The following is a 16,442-nucleotide window of genomic DNA, read 5'->3' as shown; positions in this document are numbered from 1 at the left end:
CGGGCGCTCGCCCATGCCCGGGCTCTTCGTCCGTCGGCCAGCGCCGATAGATTGGGGGCATGAGCGACACCTCTGCCCCCGCGACCGCCGACGCCCTCGCGCTGCCCGCGTCGACCGTGCCCGACCCCCGCACCGCCCCGGCGCTGCGCTGGGGCGTCGTGTCCCCGGGCGGCATCGCGCGCACCTTCACCCGCGCGCTGCACGGCGGCACGGCCTCGCGCGTGGTCGCGGTCTGCTCGCGCTCGTTCGATCGGGCGGAGGCCTTCGCCGCCGAGCACGCCGACGCGGAGCATCCGATCACGGCGTATGAGGACCTCGGGGCGATGCTCGCGGCGGGAGGCCTGGACGCGGTGTACATCGCCTCGCCGCACGCCCAGCACCACGCCCTCACCCGGCCCGTCCTCGAGGCCCAGGTGCCGGTGCTGGTGGAGAAGGCGTTCACGCTCGATGCCGAGCAGGCGCAGGATCTGCTGGATCTGGCGGCGCAGCGGGGCGTGCTGTGCGCGGAGGCGATGTGGACGCGCTTCCTGCCGCAGATGGACGTGCTGCGCCGCACCATCGACGCAGGGCTCATCGGCGATGTCGTGGCGCTGTCGGCCGATCACGGCCAGGCCTTCCCCCTCGATCCCTTCCACCGGCTGTATGCGCCGGAGCTGGGCGGCGGCGCCCTCCTGGACCTGGGCGTCTACCCGGTCTCCTTCGCGCAGGCGGTGCTCGGGGATCTCTCGGATCTCGCCGTGCAGGGCTCGCTCACGGCCACCGGCGTGGATGCGGAGCTCGCGGTGATCGCCTCGGGCGCCCGCGGCGGCCGCGCGGTGCTGCACTCGACGTTGTCCTCGCGCACGCCCACCCAGGCCTGGATCGGCGGCACGGAGGGGTCGATCACGATGGACGGCGCGTTCTACCGGCCCACGACGCTGACGGTGCGGCGCCTCGATGGGGCCACGGCGTCGTTCACGCATCCCGGGGATCCGGAGCTGGCGATGGCCTATGAGGCCGCGGAGGTCGCGCGCTGCGTCGCGGACGGTCTGCGGGAGGCGCCGTCGATGCCGTGGGCGGCCACGCTGTCGGTGATGCGGACGATGGACGCGATCCGCGCCGAGCTGGGCGTCGTCTACCCCGGTGAGGGCCTCGGCGGCGGCGAGGGCGCCCGATGAGCCAGGAGGCCCTGCCGCAGACGGTGCTGCGGGCCCCGGCGCCCGGGCCCTCGCCGACGGGCCTGTTCATCACGTTCGAGGGCGGGGACAGCGCGGGCAAGTCCACGCAGATCCGCCTGCTGCGCGAGCATCTGCTGCAGCGGCGAGGCCTGTCCCCCGAGGCGGTGCTGACCACCCGGGAGCCGGGCGGCACCGAGCTGGGCGTCGAGCTGCGGCGCCTGGTGATGCACGGCGATCACGTCGCTCCGCGCGCCGAGGCCCTGCTGTACGCGGCCGATCGCGCCCACCACATCGAGACGCTCGTGCGCCCGCACCTGGCCGCGGGCGGCGTGGTGCTCGGGGACCGCTACCTCGACTCGTCGATCGCATACCAGGGGGCCGGCCGCGCCCTCGATCCCGCGCAGGTGGGGGCGCTGTCCCTGTGGGCGACGGACGGGCTGCTGCCCCACCGGACGCTGCTGCTGGACATCGATCCCTCCGTCATCGCGCGGCGCCGCAGCGCCGGGTCGCTGGACCGTCTCGAGCGCGCGGGCTCGGCGTTCCACGAGGCGGTGCGCGAGCAGTTCCTCGCCCTGGCCGCCGCCGATCCGCAGCGCTGGCGCGTGATCGACGGCGCGGGCACGCGCGAGCAGGTCCATGCGCAGATCCTCGCTGCGCTGGAGGCGGACCTCGACGCGCTCGCGGGCACCGATGAGTCCCCGGCGGATCCGGCCGCCGCGGCGGGGGCGAGGGCATGAGCGCCCCGATGCCGCAGACGGAGACCGCCTCGACCGACCCCGCATCGCTCACCGGCGTGTGGGCGGACGTCGTGGGACAGGAGTCCGCGGTCGCGCAGTTCCGCCGCGCCGCCTCCCCCGAGGGCTCCCTCGCCCAGGCGTGGCTGGTCACGGGCCCGCCCGGCTCCGGCCGCTCCACGGCGGCCCGGGCCTTCGCCGCGACCCTGCAGTGCGCCACCGGCGAGGGCTGCGGCACCTGCACCGCCTGCCGCACGGTGCTCGCGGGCACCCACCCGGACGTCACCGTCGTCGCGACCGACAAGCTGTCGATCTCCAAGGACGAGGTCCGCTCGCTGGTCCTGACGGCCCAGCGCTCCCCCGCCACCGGTCGCCACCGCGTGGTGATCATCGAGGACGCCGACCGCATGAGCGCCGGCACGTTCAACGTGCTGCTGAAGTCGATCGAGGAGCCGCCGCCGCTGACGGTGTGGATGCTGTGCGCGCCGTCGGCCGAGGATCTCGCCCCCACGATCCGCTCCCGCTGCCGCGTGGTGACGCTGACGGTGCCGCGCCCCGACGTGGTCGCCGAGCTGCTCGTGCGGCGCGACGGCGTCGACGCGGACACCGCCGAGCGCTCGGCGCGCGCGGCGCAGGGGCACATCGGCCTGGCCCTGCGGTACGCGACGCAGGAGGGGGCGCTCGCCTCCCGCGAGACGGCCGCCCGCACGCTGCTGTCGCTGCGGTCGACGGGGGCCGCGGTGCTCGCCGCGCAGTCGCTCGTGGACCAGGCGACCGCGGAGGCCGCCGCCCACGCCGATGAGGTCTCCGCGGCCGAGCGCGAGCGCTTCCTGCACTCGGCGGGCATCGATGATGGCCCCGTGCCGCCCGCCCTGCGCGGTCAGCTGCGCCAGCTCGAGGAGGACGCCAAGAGGCGCCGCACCCGCCTGGTGCGGGACGTCCTGGACCGCTACCTGCTGGATGCCCACTCGGTGCTGCGGGATGTGCTCACGCTGCAGCTGGGCAGCGGGTCGGAGCTGGTGAACCCGGGCGTGCTGGATGCCCTCGAGCAGGCGGCGCAGGAGGGCAATGCCCGCGTCACGCTCCGGCTGCTGGACGCGGTCGGCACGGCGCGTGCGCGCATCGCCGGGAACGTGCCGCCGCTGCTCGCGCTCGAGGCCCTGCTGTCGCAGGTGGCCGTCAGCTCTCGCTGACGGGCTCCTCGGGCGCCGTCTGGGAGTCGGGAGCGTCGGCCTCGACGAGGGGCTCGGGCTCGGCAGCAGGCTCATCGGACTCGGCGACGGCGGGCTGGTCAGGCTCGGCGACGGCGGGCTGGTCGGGCTCGCTCGCCTCGGCCACGGGCTCCGCATCGATCCGGTACTCGTCGATCACGATGTGCTCGCTCGGGTCCTCGCGCGGGGCGTCGTCCTGCCCGGTCTCCGAGTGCGAGCCGCAGCCGTAGCGCAGGGAGACCACGCGGCCGTCGGCGGGCGACCACTCATTGGTGCAGATGCCGAACTCCTGGCGCAGCGACCCCGACAGCAAGGACAGGAAGCCGCACGAGGCGCAGTGCGCGTCCACGGTCCCTTTGCGGCGGCGGCCGCTCGTCTCCCGGGGGCCGAACTCGCCGGAGACCCAGCGCTCGGCGGCCTCCTCGCGCCCCTCCTGCGAGAGCACGCGGGCACGGCCCAGGCCAAGCTCCCACTGGGCCACGCGGTCGGCCTCGGCATCATCGGTCTGCTCGTAGCCCTGCTCCAGCCGCGGATCGTACTCGCGGAAGGGCAGGAGGTCGTCGGCGCCCACGTCCGAGGGCTTCAGGCGCTCCGACCACGGCTCCCACTCCGGCGCCAGCAGGGCGTCGGAGCCGGGCAGCAGCGCGGTCTCGGAGACGGTCGGGGCCTTCGCGCGCGGGGCGCGGGCCAGCACGACCACCCAGGACCAGCCGCGGTAGCCGGGCATCGTGCAGTCGAAGACGTGCGTGACCAGGCGCTCGGCCGAGGCCTCGACGCGCAGGTGCTCGCCGACCTGGCCGGGCTCGGTGACCTCCAGCAGGGACTGGCGGGCCAGCTCGATCGCGTTGGCGGAGACGGCGTCCAGGCGCGGGGTCGCGGTGCGGGCCATGGCCTCAGGCCTCGAAGTCGTCGGCGACGGCGCGCAGCACGGTCGCGATCTTCTCGGAGTGCCCGCGGTCGGGGTACCGGCCGCGGCGCAGGCCGTTGGAGACGGAGTCGAGCAGGCGGATGAGGTCCTCGACCAGCACCGCCATGTCCTCGGGCTTCTTGCGGCGCGCCCGCAGCACGGACGGCGCCGGGTCCACCAGGCGCACCGACAGCGCGGAGGGGCCGCGGCGGCCGTCGGCCACGTCGAACTCGACGCGGGTGCCGGGACGCAGGCTCGTCATCCCCTCGGGCAGGACGGAGGCGTGCACGTGCACGCTCCCGCCGTCCTCGTCCGTGATGAAACCGAAGCCCTTGTCGGCGTCATAGAACTTCACCTTGCCACGTGGCACGTCGATCCCCGTCTCTGCGCGCCACCGGCGCGCGCTGCTGCTGTGCGGCGCCCGGGACACGGGAGCCGGCTCTTCTCCTGGTTGTCTGCCGCACGCGCGTCGCGAGGATGCGCGGGGCAGGAATGCTGTGGGACGCGCCGGGCGAGCGCCCTGGCGCATCGCTCCATGGTACAGGGACCGCCCGCTCCGACCGTGCTCAGCGGCGGGCCCCGGGACCCGGGCGGCGACGCACCGCGGGGACCTCCACCCGCGGCGCGTCCGCGGCGGCCACCGGCATGCCGGGCAGCTCGAGGCCGCCCAGCACGGCGTCCAGGATCATCGCGGTGAAGCCCCACACGAAGGCGTCGCCGGGCAGGTCGAAGGCCACCCCCGTTGCGCGCCCGTCGAGCACGCCGATGCGGTGGATCGCCGGATCGGTGAGGGACCGGGCCCCGGCCAGCGGCGCCCACAGCAGGCTCTCCACCTCCGCCGGATCCGTCGGCCCGAGGGCGGGCGGGCGCGGCGCCCAGGCGAGGACGGGGCTCACCGTCGCGTCGCGGAAGGGCATCAGGATCGGGGCGAAGGCCCCGAGGACGTGCACGTCGGCGGGGTCCAGGCCGGTCTCCTCGCGGGCCTCGCGCAACGCGGTCGCCGCGTCGTCGGCGTCCTCGGGCTCGGCACGGCCGCCCGGCAGCGCGAACTGCGCGGGCTGGGAGCGCATCGTGTGCGAGCGCTCCTCGAGCAGGATCTGCGCGTCCTCGACTTCCTGCCCCGCGATGAGTACGAGCACCGCGCTGCGACGCGGGGTCCAATCACGAGGCGCCTCCTGCAGCGCGCGACCGAGGACGGCATCGCCGACGGCCGCGTGCCGCGCCAGGGGTCTGAGGAACGACGGCAGTGCGGCGGGCGTCGTCCATGCCGGATGGGCGGCGCTCATGCGGCCTCCCCCGCCGAGGGGCAGAGGTCGGCGAGAGCGCAGCGTCCGCACGCGGGGCGCCGGGCGGTGCAGGTGGCGCGCCCGTGGAGGATCAGACGCAGCGACAGGGCCGTGAGGTCGACGGGAGGACGGGCGGGCGTCTCCGTCTCGGCGAGGGCGACGACATCGGCCTCGATCCGCGCCGGGTCGGTCGCGGCGCTCCAGCCGAGGCGTCGCGCGAGGCGGCCCACGTGGGTGTCGACCGCCAGGGCGTCCTGCCCGAACCAGACCCCGCGCACCACCAGGGCGGTCTTGCGGCCGACGCCGGGCAGCGCCTCGAGCGCGGACTGCTCGGAGGGGACCTCGCCGCCGTGGTGCTCGAGGAGCGCGGCGGCCAGCGCGATGATCCGCCGCGACTTCGTGGGCGCCATGCCGACGGGGCGGATCACGTCCTCGACCGCGGCGGGGTCGGCGGCGGCGAGCGCGGCCGCATCGGGCCAGCGCTCGAACAGCACCGCGGTGGCGGCGTTGACCCGCACGTCCGTGGTCTGCGCGGAGAGGGCGGTGGCCACGAGCAGCTCGAACGCGCTGGTGTGGACCAGTACCGTGCGGGCCTCGGGGTGCTCGACGGCGAGGCGCTCGGCGACGGCGCGCAGCGGGGCCGGCGCCCCCTGGGGCGACGGGGCGGGGGCCGGGCCGCCGCGCGCTGTGCGTCCGACTGTGGCTCCGGGCGTGGCTCCGGGCGTGGGTCCGGCTGCGCGTCCGGCTGTTCGTCCGGTCATGGGCCAGCTCATCCTCCGCTCACCGCCGCTCTCTCGGATCGGCTCCCGTCGCCGTGCGCCGCGGGCGGACGACGCTCGTCGCGCAGCGGCCGCACGATCCGCGCCGGGGCCCGACGCGGGCCAGAGACGCGGGATACTGTGATGGCACCCACGCATCCGGTTCGCACGTGCGTCACAATGGAGCCGAATGCCATGCCCCGATCTCGCGGGGCACCCATATCCAGGAGGTTCCGTGGACGAGAACATCGTACGTTCGTCACCGCTGTTCGCCGCTCTCGACGACGACGGCAAGCAGGCCGTGCTCGCGTCGATGACGCAGGAGGACTTCCACCGCGGCGCGGTGATCTTCCGCGAGGGCGATCAGGGCGATCGCCTGTTCATCATCGCCACCGGCAAGGTGAAGGTCGGCCACGCCTCCGGCGACGGCCGCGAGAACCTGCTGGCCGTCCTCGGCCCGGGCGAGACCCTCGGCGAGCTCTCCCTGTTCGATCCGGCGCCGCGCAACGCGACGGCCACCGCGGTCGCCGAGACCGTCCTGTACTCGCTGACGCAGCAGGATCTCTACCGTGTGCTGGCCCAGCGCCCGGAGGTGGCCCGCCACCTGCTGGCGAGCCTCGCCCGTCGCCTGCGCAAGACCAACGAGTCCCTCGCGGACCTCGTCTTCGCCGACGTCCCCGGCCGCGTGGCCAAGAACCTGCTGGACCTCGCCCAGCGCTTCGGCCGCCAGACCGACGACGGCGTGATGGTCGCCCACGGCCTCACCCAGGAGGAGCTGGCCCAGCTGGTCGGCGCCTCCCGCGAGACCGTCAACAAGGCCCTCGCCGACTTCGCGTCCCGCGGCTGGATCCGCCTCGAGGCGCGCGCCGTGCTGCTGCAGGACATCGAGCGCCTGAACCGCCGCGCCCGCTGACGCTCGCTTCGGTCCCGGCCATCGGGCCGAGGCGGCTCGGCGCTCGATCGCCGATCTGGCATCCATCGCTGAGCCGGCATTGCCGAGCTGCCATCGCTGAGCCGGCGGTGCCCCGCACATCACGACGGCCCGGTCCCTGCGCAGGGACCGGACCGTCATCGCGTGCGCGGGCTGCTGCACCGGCCGACGGGCCGAGGCTGTCCGAGGCCGCCCGTCGTGCCCCGCGGCTCAGCCGGTGCGGCGGATGTGCTCGGTGGCCGCGAGGATGTTCCACGTCGCGCCCTCCTCGAGCTCCGCCGGGAGGTCGGGGCCGTAGATCTCTCGCAGCAGCCGCGGCATCGTCAGCACGCCGCGGGCGCGGGCCTCGCGCACGGCGTCGATCCGGGCCAGGCGGTGGGAGATCGCGTCCTCGACGGCGGCGAGCGCCGCGGCCGGATCCTCGAAGGGCTCCCCGTGGCCGGGGAGGATCGCGGAGATCCGACCGTCGAGGCAGAGCGCACGGAGGACCTGCAGGGACTGCAGATAGGCGGTCAGGTCGCCGTCGGGCGGGACGATGACGGTCGAGGAGCCGCCCAGCAGGGTGTCGCCGACGAGGAGCCGCCCGCCCTCGACGAGCAGCGCCACGGAGTCCGCGGTATGGCCCGGCAGATGGATGACGTGGCCCATCGTCCCGCGATCGCCCAGCAGGCGCCCCGGCGGCCGGATCGCACCGGGGACGGCGGCGGTGTCGACCGCCCACAGCGGCACGTCCCGGCGGGCGGTGCCCGACAGGCGTCGGCGCAGCGTGCCGGCACCGGCGGCGTGGTCGTCGTGCCGGTGGGTCAGGAGGATCCCCGCGGCGCGGGCGCCCCGGGCCATGAGAGCGGCGTCGAGGATCGCCTCGAGGTGGGCCGCATCGCGGGGGCCGGGATCGACGATCCACACCTGGTCGCCGTCGCGGACGATGTAGGTGCACGTGCCCTGGAGGGTGAGCGGCCCCGGGTTCGGGGCCACGAGGCAGGTGATCTCCGGGGCCGGCGCCCCCGCCGCTCGCAGCGGCTGCTCCGTCATGAGCGGCCGGTCACGCGTCCAGCGGGCGCTTGAGGTAGGCCACGAGGTTCTCCGGGTTGGGGCCCGGGACCACCTGCACGAGCTCCCAGCCCTCGGAGCCGTAGTTGTCGAGGATCTGCTTGGTCGCGTGGATCAGCAGCGGAACGGTCAGGTACTCCCAGCGGGTCGCATTCATGGGGACGAGCCTAGCGTCCGCGGCTCCTCAGCCGGTCCGGCATTCGGAGCGCGTGCGCGCCCGCTCGAGGGCCTCGTACCAGTCGGAGACGCCGGGGTGCTCGCGCAGCAGGCGACGGCGCTCGCGCTCGGTCATGCCTCCCCAGACGCCGAACTCGATCCGGTTGTCGAGGGCATCGGCCAGGCACTCGAGACGCACCGAGCATGCGGCGCACAGCGTCTTGACCTTCTGCTGATGGGCCCCCTGGACGAAGAACCCGTCCGGGTCGAGTTCGCGGCACCGCCCCTGCGCGGCCCAGCTCCCGTCCGCCGCGGCGGTCCTGTCGAGCATCGTCACCTGCGGTCCTCCCGAATCCACGTCGACCCGTATGGCACTCAGCCATCGTAGGGAGGATCCCTGGTCGTGCCAAGCCAGGCTTTGCCCTGGCGTCTCCCGGAGGCGGGTCGGGAGCGCGTCGGGAGCGGGTCGGGATCAGGTGGGAGGCCGGGTGCGCTCACAGGATCTTCACACTCCGGTGCGCATCCCCACGCCGCCGCGAGGCTCCTGATCCCCTCGTTCGTCGGCCCCTCCGCCTACTGTATGGGCATGGCACCTTCCGACGACTCGCGCGACCTGTCCGCCGCTGACGGGGGCGGATCGCACCGCTCCATGCCCGCCGCGGCCACGCAGACGCTCATGCTCCTGGCGGGGCTGCTCGCCGTGTGCGCGCTCGGCGGCGTGCTGATGGCCGCGTTCTTCCTGCCGTCCGTGGCGTTCGCGTCCAAGGCCGCGGAGAGCGGCGTCGAGCTCTTCGAGTCCTACCCGGACGAGCTGAAGGTCGCGCCGCTGAACGAGCAGAGCCGCATCGAGGCGGCCGACGGCTCGCTGCTGGCGACGTTCTACACCGAGAACCGGATCATGGTGCCCCTCGACCAGATCTCCCCGTACATGCAGCACGCGGTGATCGCCGTCGAGGACAAGCGCTTCTACGACCACGGCGCGGTCGACATCCAGGGCACCCTGCGCGCCCTCGTCACCAACTCGCTGAGCTCCTCCACGCAGGGCGGCTCGACGCTCACCCAGCAGTACGTGAAGAACGCCCTGCTCATGGACGCCGTCCAGCGCGGCGACGAGGAGGACATCAAGGCGGCCACCGCGCAGACGTACAGCCGCAAGCTGCGCGAGGCGAAGCTCGCGATCTCCCTCGAGAAGACCTGGAGCAAGGACCAGATCCTCAACGGATATCTGAACCTCGCCCAGTTCGGGCCGTCCCAGTACGGCGTGCAGACGGCCTCGCTGCACTACTTCTCCAAGGACGCCAAGGACCTGAACCCGGGTGAGGCCGCCATGCTGGCCGCGATCACGAACGGGCCCAACCAGTTCGACCCGGTCAAGCACCCGGAGCGAGCCCAGGACCGGCGCAACACGGTGCTGTCGCGCATGCTCGCCGAGGGCTACATCACCCAGGCCGAGTTCGACCAGTACTCCCAGCAGCCCGTCGGCGACATGCTCCACGTGCAGAACGTGCGCGCGGGCTGCGCCGACGCCGGCGGCAGCGGGTTCTTCTGCGACTACGTCTCGCGCGTGCTGGTGAGCGACCCCAAGTTCGGCGCGACCGCCAAGGAGCGGCGCCAGCTGCTGTACGGCGGCGGCCTCACCATCCGCACGACCCTCGACCCGGCCAAGCAGAAGGCCGCCGAGGACATCCTCAACCGCAAGGTGAAGCCGGACGCCAAGAGCGGCTTCGGGCACTCGATCGTCACGGTGGAGCCGGGCACCGGCAAGATCCTGGTGATGGCGCAGAACCGCACCTTCAACCCCTTCGAGGACGCGGGCCCCGGGGAGACGGCGCTGAACTACAACGTGCCCAAGCAGTACGGCGGCGGCAACGGCTTCCCGGTCGGCTCGACGTACAAGCCGTTCGTGCTCACGCAGTACCTCGAGACCGGGCACTCGATCTACGACACGGTCCCCACGGCCCGTGGGGTCATGACCACCTTCACGGCCCGCTGCCTGAACAGGGGGCGCTGGTACGAGAAGTCGGGCTGGGACCCCGACAACGCCGTGGGCATCGCCCTCCCGGCGAACCAGACCGTGCTCGATGCGACCAAGTTCTCGGTCAACACCTCGTACGCGCATATCGCCCAGCGCATCGACCTGTGCGACATCGGCTCCCGCGCACGGTCCATGGGCGCCGTGCCTGCCAGCTACAACAAGCTCTCGGACGATGCGGCCACGACACCGATCGAGGACATCTACGGCTCGGCCCTGGCCCCCGCCGCCCTCGTGCTCGGCGAGCAGAACATCTCCGCGCTCGACATGGCCGCGGCCTACGCGACCTTCCCCGCCGGCGGCGTGTACTGCGTGCCCAACCCGATCGAGTCGGTCACGGGCCGCGACGGGAACGCGTTGCCCACCTCCGGCTCCCAGTGCAGCCAGGTCCTCGACCAGAAGGTGGCCGACGCCGTCACCTGGGTGCTCCAGCAGGACCTCTCGGACCCGGCCGCGACCGGCAAGGGACGCGTGATCCCCGGCCATGACGCGGGCGGCAAGACCGGCACGTCGAGCCGCATGTTCCACACCTGGTACGTCGGCTTCACCAAGCAGCTGTCGACGGCCGTCTGGTACGGGAGCCCCCAGGGCAACAAGCGCCCGCAGGGCACCGTGGTCGACGGCCAGCGCCTGACCGGCGACGTCTACGGCAACACGGTCTCCCTGCCCACGTGGCAGGAGTACATGACCGAGGTCTCGAAGGACATGCCCAACATCCCCTTCCCGGGCCAGCCGCCGCATGGCTCCCTCGTGGGCAACGGCTCGACCGTGGCCGACGGCGGCGACAAGGTGCCCGACGTCGCGGGGAAGTCCGTCGAGGAGGCGCAGAAGACGCTGGAGAAGGCCGGCTACGTCGTCAGCGTCCGCGACGGCACGTCCACCGACGTCCCCGAGGGCCAGGTCATCGGCACCGAGCCCGAGGCGGGCACCACGCTCGCGCCGGGCGGCCCGGTCACGATCGTCCGCTCGGCCGGCTCGTGATCTCCGTGCCCCGCGGTCGCCGCGCCCTGGCGCTCGGCTGCCTCGGGGCGGCGGCGTTCGCGGTCGCGGCGGGCGCGCACATCTGGGCTCGCCACATCGAGATCCACCGCTACACCCTGCGCCGCGCGACCGTGCCCGTGCTCCCGGCGGGCAGTGCACCGGTGCGCCTGCTGCACATCTCCGACATCCACCTGATGCCCGAGAACGATCGCAAGCTCGCCTTCCTGCGGAGCCTGGCCGAGCTCGAGGCGGACGTCGTAGTCGACACCGGCGACAACATCTCCTCGCCGCAGTCGGTGGGGCCTCTCATCGAGGCGATCGGACCGCTGCTCCGCATCCCCGGCGCCTTCGTGATGGGCAGCAACGACCTGTTCGCTCCCGTCCGCAAGAATCCCGCGCGCTACCTCCTGCCGGATGCCCGCACCGCGGGATTCTCCGCCCCCGACCGCCCCGTGGACATGCCCGTTCAGGAGCTGCGGACGCGGCTCGCGGAGCACGGCTGGCGCGATCTGACCAATCGCCGCGACGCCTCCCGAGCGGGCGACCTCGTGATCGAGTGGGTGGGGGTCGATGATCCGCACCTGGAGCGGGACCGCATGCCCGCCCCGGACGGGACTCGCGCGGCCGCAGAGGAGTCGGGGGCCGGGGCCGCGGCGGAACTGAGGGCCGAGGGCGCGGCGGAGTCGACGGCCCAGGCACAGCAGGCGCGGCCCGCCCTGCGGATCGGGGTGGCGCATGCGCCGTATCGCCGCGTCCTCGACGCCCTCGTGGACGACGGCTGCGACCTGATCCTCGCCGGTCACACGCACGGCGGACAGCTGTGCCTCCCGGGCATCGGGGCCCTCGTCACCAACTGCGACCTCCCCCGCTCCCAGGCCAAGGGCCTCTCCGCCTGGCGCGGGGTGCCCCTGCACGTGAGCGGCGGACTGGGCGCGAGCCCGTTCTCCGACATGCGCCTGGCCAACCCTCCCGAGGCGACGTTGCTCACGTTGCTCCCCCGCCCGGTCTGAGCGGTCGCGAGCACCCGCGCGGGCTTGGTATCGTGTCCTGTCGGTGACCAGCAGTCGCACCGAGCTGTCCGCGCAGAGCAGACGGCCACGCGCACTGATCGGCCATCGGATCCGCAGTCATCATCGGGGTGTGGCGCAGCTTGGTAGCGCGCTTCGTTCGGGACGAAGAGGTCGCAGGTTCAAATCCTGTCACCCCGACCATGCTGGACTGCACGTGAGGGCCGCTCATCGAGCGGCCCTCACGTCGTCTCCGAGGCGCGCGTCAGCACGTCAGAGCCGCACGGCCTCCCGGAGACGCTCCTCGCGGCTCGACGGCGTCGGCGACGTCGGCATCTGCGGCAGACCCGCGCCCCGCAGGAGATCGTTGAGGCGACGCCTCGTCCCGTCATCCATCACCATCATCTGCGGTGCCCCCGAGTCGGCCGGAGAGCCCGACCTCCCCGCCGAGCCGGCCCCAGCGTGCGCGTCTGCAGCGCTCGGCGCACCTGGTGAGCCCGTCGCGCCCTGAGATCCTGTCGCGCCCTGCACACCGGCGGAGCCCGCCGCGCTGGAGGCCGCCAGTACGCCCGATGAGGCGCCTGCAGCGCTCGAGGCCCTCACGACCCCGGCTCCGCCCCCATCCGCATCCGGCGCCGACGCCTCCTCCTGCTCGCGGCCGTGCTCGGCCACCTCCTCGCCCCGCGCGGCGACCTCGTGCCGCACGTGCGCGAGCACCGCCCCAGCCTGCTGCGCCGAGGCCGTGAACGCGTCGGCGTCGGGTCCGATCCAGCACCCGCCCTCGATGCGGCGCAGCACGCCGTCGACGGTATCGAGCACCGCGTCCAGCGCCTGGGCACCGTTGTCGATCAGTCCCGACAGGTCGGCCATCGCCGCCGTGTCGGCTCCGTGGAACCCGTGGTCCGTCATGTCATCGCCTCGTCTCCGCGTCGGCATCCGCGCCGCTCTCCCTCACCGCTCCTGCGGCCTGGGGACAGCCTTCCCGTCCCCGCCGTCGCCGTCAGCCCTCGCGACGGCCCTGTGGAGAACCACGAGATGTGGAGGAATCGCCGCCCGCCACATGACAGCGGTGTGATTACCACACCCGGCCACCGCTCACGCATGTCGACACGCCTTTCCGTGGAGGTTTCGGCAAAATCGCGACAAAGACGACCCCACGATCACCTCAAGCCTCCTCGTCGCGGCCGCGAGCACGGCCGTACTGTGTGCCCGTGCCGCCAGATCGGGGCATCGCATCCGCGGGCCGCCGTCCCCGTCCCCGCGGAGCGCTTCCTCTCTCCTCGACGGGCGGCATCGCGACACGGCCCGGCCGTCGAGCGGAGCACGCGGCGGCGCGAAGGAGCGTCACCCCTATGGTCCCCACCCCTCCCCGCGGCACGCACCGGGCACCCGGTCCCGCCGTCATCGACTACCGCGGCCTCGTCGCCCCGGTCGGACGCTCGGTCTCCGGCGTCGCCATCGGCGCCGTGACCGCCGGCGTGGCCATCTCGGGCCTCGGCGCCGCACACGCCCAGGCCCCCACGGCTCCGTCGCACCGCCCCGCGACGATCACCGCCGCCCTGCCCGTGGTCGGGGTCTCCCCCGCCACCCGCAGCGTCTCCCCGGCGACCCGCACAGCACCCGTCCTCCGCACCGCGCCGAGCGTCGTCACGCTGCGCTCCGGCGCGCGCGGCGACTCCGTCAGGACCCTCCAGCGCGCTCTGAACGACCGCGGCGCGTCCCTGCGCGTCGACGGCGTCTACGGCCCCGCCACGCTCCAGGCCGTCCGCGACTTCCAGGCGTCCTCCGGTCTCGCCGTCGACGGCGTGGCCGGTCGGCGCACGTGGAGCGCGCTCGTCACCGCGCCCGCGGCCCGGGAGGCCCCCAGCTCCTCGACCGGGACCCCCGTGCTGCGCTCCGGCGCACGCGGCGACGACGTCCGCACCCTGCAGAAGAAGCTCCGCGAGCACGGGGCGACGATGACGGCCGACGGCGTGTTCGGCAACCGCACCGACCGAGCGGTCCGTGCGTTCCAGAGCTCCGTCGGCCTCCGTGCGGACGGCGTCGTCGGCGCTCGCACCTGGCGGGCCCTGAACGGCTCGCAGGGCAGCGCGGTCCCCACCGCCTCGGAGACGACCGCTGCGCAGGGCGGCTCGGGCACGTCCCGCGGCTCTGCGGCCACCGGGCGCTCGATCGACGGGGACTCCGCCGTCGCGGCCGCTGCGGCGCAGGTCGGAGCGCCGTACGCCTGGGGCAAGAGCTCCCCGAGCACCGGCTTCGACTGCTCCGGGCTCACCCGGTACGTGTACAGCTCGCTCGGCATCACGCTGCCGCGCACCGCGAAGGCCCAGGCGCTCGGCGGACGGGTCATCCCGCAGTCCGAGGCCCGGCCCGGCGACCTCGTCGCATTCACCGACGAGGACTACGGGCACATCGGCATCTACGCCGGCGGCAACCGCATCATCGACGCCTCGGGATCCCGCGGCGTCGTCACCTCCCGCACGATCTGGAGCGCACCGCACGTCTTCGTGACGTACCGCTGAGTCGCGCCCCGCAGGACGCGCCCCGCAGGACGCGCCGGCCTGTCCGACGTCACCGCCGTCACAGGGAAGGGACAGGGCGACGCCCGGAGCCCGGTCGGCCCGCCGACCGGGCTCCGTCATGCCCGGCCCGAGCCGCCGTGCTCGCTCCGTCCGTCGTACCCGTGTGGAACACTGATCGCCGAGCACCCTCCGGGCCGGACGTGCACGGACGGGTCACCGCACCGACACCGAGGAGCATCATGTCCGACCCCATCAGCCTCGTCCCCCTCCCCCGGTCCGTCGTCTGGTCCAGCGGGACCTGGGAGAGCCCGGATCCGTGGAGCGAGCTGTCGGTCGGCATCAGCTCGGACCTGTCGCGCACCGAGTACGCGCTGTCGATCTCCCCGGCGGGCGCCTCCCTCACCGCGGGCAGCGAGGCGGCGCTCGCGGACGGCCGCAACACGTTCGCGCAGATCATCGCCGGGACCGACGGGCCGATCCCGTGCGTCACGATCTCCGACTCCCCGAAGTACGCCTGGCGCGGCCTGCACATCGACGTCGCCCGTCATTTCTTCCCCGTCTCCGACCTCGAGACGATGATCGACGCGATGGCGCTGCACCGCCTGAACATCCTGCACCTGCACCTGACCGATGATCAGGGCTGGCGCGTCGAGATCAAGGGCTACCCGCGTCTGACCGAGGTCGGGGCGTTCCGCGACCGCACCCTCGTGGGCCGCTACACCGAGGATGGGGCCGATCGCGTCTACGACGGCGAGCGCCACGGCGGCTTCTACACCCAGGACCAGCTGCGCGGCCTCGTGGACTACGCGAGCCGCCGCGGCGTCATGATCGTCCCCGAGATCGACCTGCCCGGGCACATGCAGGCCGCGATCGCCTCCTACCCCGAGCTCGGCAACGTCGCCGGCGCCGAGATCGGCGTCCGCGAGGTCTGGGGCGTCTCCGACCACGTGCTCGGCGTCTCCGACGAGGTCTTCACGTTCCTGCGGGACGTCCTCTCCCAGGTCGCCGACATCTTCCCCGCCCCGTTCCTGCACATCGGCGGCGACGAGTGCCCGCGCACCGAGTGGGAGCGCTCGCCCGCCGCCCGGGAGCGGATGAACGAGTGGGGCTTCACGCGGGTCTCCGAGATCCAGGGACGCTTCATCGAGCACGCCGCGGAAGTGCTGAGCGACAAGGGCAAGACGCCCGTGGCCTGGGACGAGGTCCTCGAGACCCACCTGCCCGACACCACCGTGGTCATGAACTGGCGCGGCCCCGCCGGCATCGCGGAGGCCACCTCCCGCGGCTTCCGCACCGTCGTGGCGACCTCGGACGTCCTGTACTTCGACCACCCGCAGTCGTCGTCCGCGGACGAGCCCCTCGCGATCACCGACCACGTCAGCAGCCTCGAGGACGTCTACACCGCCGACCTGCTGCCCGCCTCCCTCACCGAGGAGCAGCGCGCCCTCGTGCTCGGGTTCCAGGCCCAGCTGTGGACCGAGCACATCGCCGACGCCGCCCACCTGCAGTACATGGCCTTCCCGCGGCTGTGCGCTCTCGCCGAGCGCGCCTGGGGCAGCCCCGAGCAGTCCTTCGACGAGTTCCGAGAGCGCCTCGAGGCGCATCTGGATCGGCTCGACGCCCTCGGGATCGCCTACCGGCCCCTCGACTGAATCCGCCTGTAAGTGTTCGTGGTGGCCGGCCCGGGGCTGGCTGGCAGGGTTGGTGCTG

At 73.5% G+C, this 16,442-nt stretch carries 16 protein-coding genes and 1 tRNA gene; 9 read left to right on the top strand and 8 right to left on the bottom strand.

Annotated features, from left to right (window positions below; genetic code table 11):
* The first annotated feature begins 59 nt into the window (after nt 1-59).
* Genes FM110_RS00765 through FM110_RS00755 form a run of 3 tightly spaced genes read left to right on the top strand, consistent with a single transcriptional unit; the run spans nt 60 to nt 3,084 of the window.
* Nucleotides 60-1,157 carry a Gfo/Idh/MocA family protein gene (locus FM110_RS00765; protein ID WP_087101728.1) on the top strand — a complete coding sequence of 366 codons (1,098 nt, stop codon included), beginning with the start codon at nt 60-62 and terminating at the stop codon, nt 1,155-1,157.
* Complete coding sequence (gene tmk, locus FM110_RS00760; protein ID WP_087101726.1) at nt 1,154-1,894, top strand: dTMP kinase; 741 nt, start codon at nt 1,154-1,156, stop codon at nt 1,892-1,894. The genes FM110_RS00765 and tmk overlap by 4 nt, the downstream gene beginning before the upstream one ends.
* Nucleotides 1,891-3,084: a DNA polymerase III subunit delta' gene (locus tag FM110_RS00755; RefSeq protein ID WP_234991813.1), complete on the top strand. Its 1,194-nt coding sequence runs from the start codon at nt 1,891-1,893 to the stop codon at nt 3,082-3,084. The genes tmk and FM110_RS00755 overlap by 4 nt, the downstream gene beginning before the upstream one ends.
* Here the strand turns inward: FM110_RS00755 and FM110_RS00750 are convergent.
* The 4 genes from FM110_RS00750 to FM110_RS00735 form a co-directional block, all read right to left on the bottom strand.
* Complete coding sequence (locus FM110_RS00750) at nt 3,071-3,991, bottom strand: DUF3027 domain-containing protein (protein WP_087101723.1); 921 nt, start codon at nt 3,989-3,991, stop codon at nt 3,071-3,073. The genes FM110_RS00755 and FM110_RS00750 overlap by 14 nt on opposite strands.
* Before the next feature lie 4 nt (nt 3,992-3,995).
* Complete coding sequence (locus FM110_RS00745) at nt 3,996-4,379, bottom strand: cold-shock protein (protein WP_087101789.1); 384 nt, start codon at nt 4,377-4,379, stop codon at nt 3,996-3,998.
* Nucleotides 4,380-4,575: 196 nt separating this feature from the next.
* Nucleotides 4,576-5,295: an NUDIX hydrolase gene (locus FM110_RS00740; protein WP_087101721.1), complete on the bottom strand. Its 720-nt coding sequence runs from the start codon at nt 5,293-5,295 to the stop codon at nt 4,576-4,578.
* On the bottom strand, nt 5,292-6,056 hold the full coding sequence (locus FM110_RS00735) for an endonuclease III domain-containing protein (RefSeq protein WP_087101719.1): 765 nt from the start codon (nt 6,054-6,056) through the stop codon (nt 5,292-5,294). Before FM110_RS00735 ends, FM110_RS00740 begins: the two co-directional genes overlap by 4 nt.
* A gap of 232 nt (nt 6,057-6,288) precedes the next feature.
* Here FM110_RS00735 and FM110_RS00730 point away from each other — a divergent pair, with 232 nt between their 5' ends.
* Nucleotides 6,289-6,966: a Crp/Fnr family transcriptional regulator gene (locus tag FM110_RS00730; RefSeq protein ID WP_087101717.1), complete on the top strand. Its 678-nt coding sequence runs from the start codon at nt 6,289-6,291 to the stop codon at nt 6,964-6,966.
* A 228-nt stretch (nt 6,967-7,194) separates the two neighbouring features.
* Here the strand turns inward: FM110_RS00730 and FM110_RS00725 are convergent, their stop codons facing one another.
* The 3 genes from FM110_RS00725 to FM110_RS00715 are packed head-to-tail and all read right to left on the bottom strand — an operon-like array spanning nt 7,195 to nt 8,521.
* Complete coding sequence (locus FM110_RS00725; protein WP_087101715.1) at nt 7,195-8,016, bottom strand: MBL fold metallo-hydrolase; 822 nt, start codon at nt 8,014-8,016, stop codon at nt 7,195-7,197.
* A gap of 10 nt (nt 8,017-8,026) precedes the next feature.
* Nucleotides 8,027-8,191 carry a DUF4177 domain-containing protein gene (locus FM110_RS00720; RefSeq protein ID WP_087101713.1) on the bottom strand — a complete coding sequence of 55 codons (165 nt, stop codon included), beginning with the start codon at nt 8,189-8,191 and terminating at the stop codon, nt 8,027-8,029.
* 27 nt (nt 8,192-8,218) lie between these two features.
* The gene (locus tag FM110_RS00715) at nt 8,219-8,521 is read right to left on the bottom strand and encodes a WhiB family transcriptional regulator (protein ID WP_087101788.1); all 303 of its coding nucleotides are present in this window, start codon (nt 8,519-8,521) and stop codon (nt 8,219-8,221) included.
* 255 nt (nt 8,522-8,776) lie between these two features.
* Here FM110_RS00715 and FM110_RS00710 point away from each other — a divergent pair, with 255 nt between their 5' ends.
* From FM110_RS00710 to FM110_RS00700, 3 genes are all read left to right on the top strand, one after another.
* The gene (locus FM110_RS00710) at nt 8,777-11,203 is read left to right on the top strand and encodes a penicillin-binding protein (RefSeq protein ID WP_159457938.1); all 2,427 of its coding nucleotides are present in this window, start codon (nt 8,777-8,779) and stop codon (nt 11,201-11,203) included.
* Nucleotides 11,200-12,213, top strand: a complete 1,014-nt coding sequence (locus FM110_RS00705) for a metallophosphoesterase (RefSeq protein WP_327230207.1) — start codon at nt 11,200-11,202, stop codon at nt 12,211-12,213. The genes FM110_RS00710 and FM110_RS00705 overlap by 4 nt, the downstream gene beginning before the upstream one ends.
* Before the next feature lie 124 nt (nt 12,214-12,337).
* Nucleotides 12,338-12,414, top strand: a tRNA-Pro gene (locus tag FM110_RS00700).
* 69 nt (nt 12,415-12,483) lie between these two features.
* Here the strand turns inward: FM110_RS00700 and FM110_RS00695 are convergent.
* Nucleotides 12,484-13,119, bottom strand: coding sequence for a hypothetical protein (locus FM110_RS00695; protein WP_087101709.1), 636 nt, complete (start codon nt 13,117-13,119; stop codon nt 12,484-12,486).
* Between the two features lie 443 nt (nt 13,120-13,562).
* Here FM110_RS00695 and FM110_RS00690 point away from each other — a divergent pair, with 443 nt between their 5' ends.
* Nucleotides 13,563-14,732, top strand: a complete 1,170-nt coding sequence (locus FM110_RS00690; RefSeq protein ID WP_087101707.1) for a C40 family peptidase — start codon at nt 13,563-13,565, stop codon at nt 14,730-14,732.
* 239 nt (nt 14,733-14,971) lie between these two features.
* On the top strand, nt 14,972-16,384 hold the full coding sequence (locus FM110_RS00685) for a beta-N-acetylhexosaminidase (protein ID WP_087101705.1): 1,413 nt from the start codon (nt 14,972-14,974) through the stop codon (nt 16,382-16,384).
* Nucleotides 16,385-16,442 lie beyond the last annotated feature (58 nt).

Origin of the sequence: Brachybacterium nesterenkovii (genome assembly GCF_900163655.1) — a bacterium.
Taxonomy (GTDB): domain Bacteria; phylum Actinomycetota; class Actinomycetes; order Actinomycetales; family Dermabacteraceae; genus Brachybacterium; species Brachybacterium nesterenkovii.
This window is presented reverse-complemented; position numbering and strand designations above follow the sequence as displayed.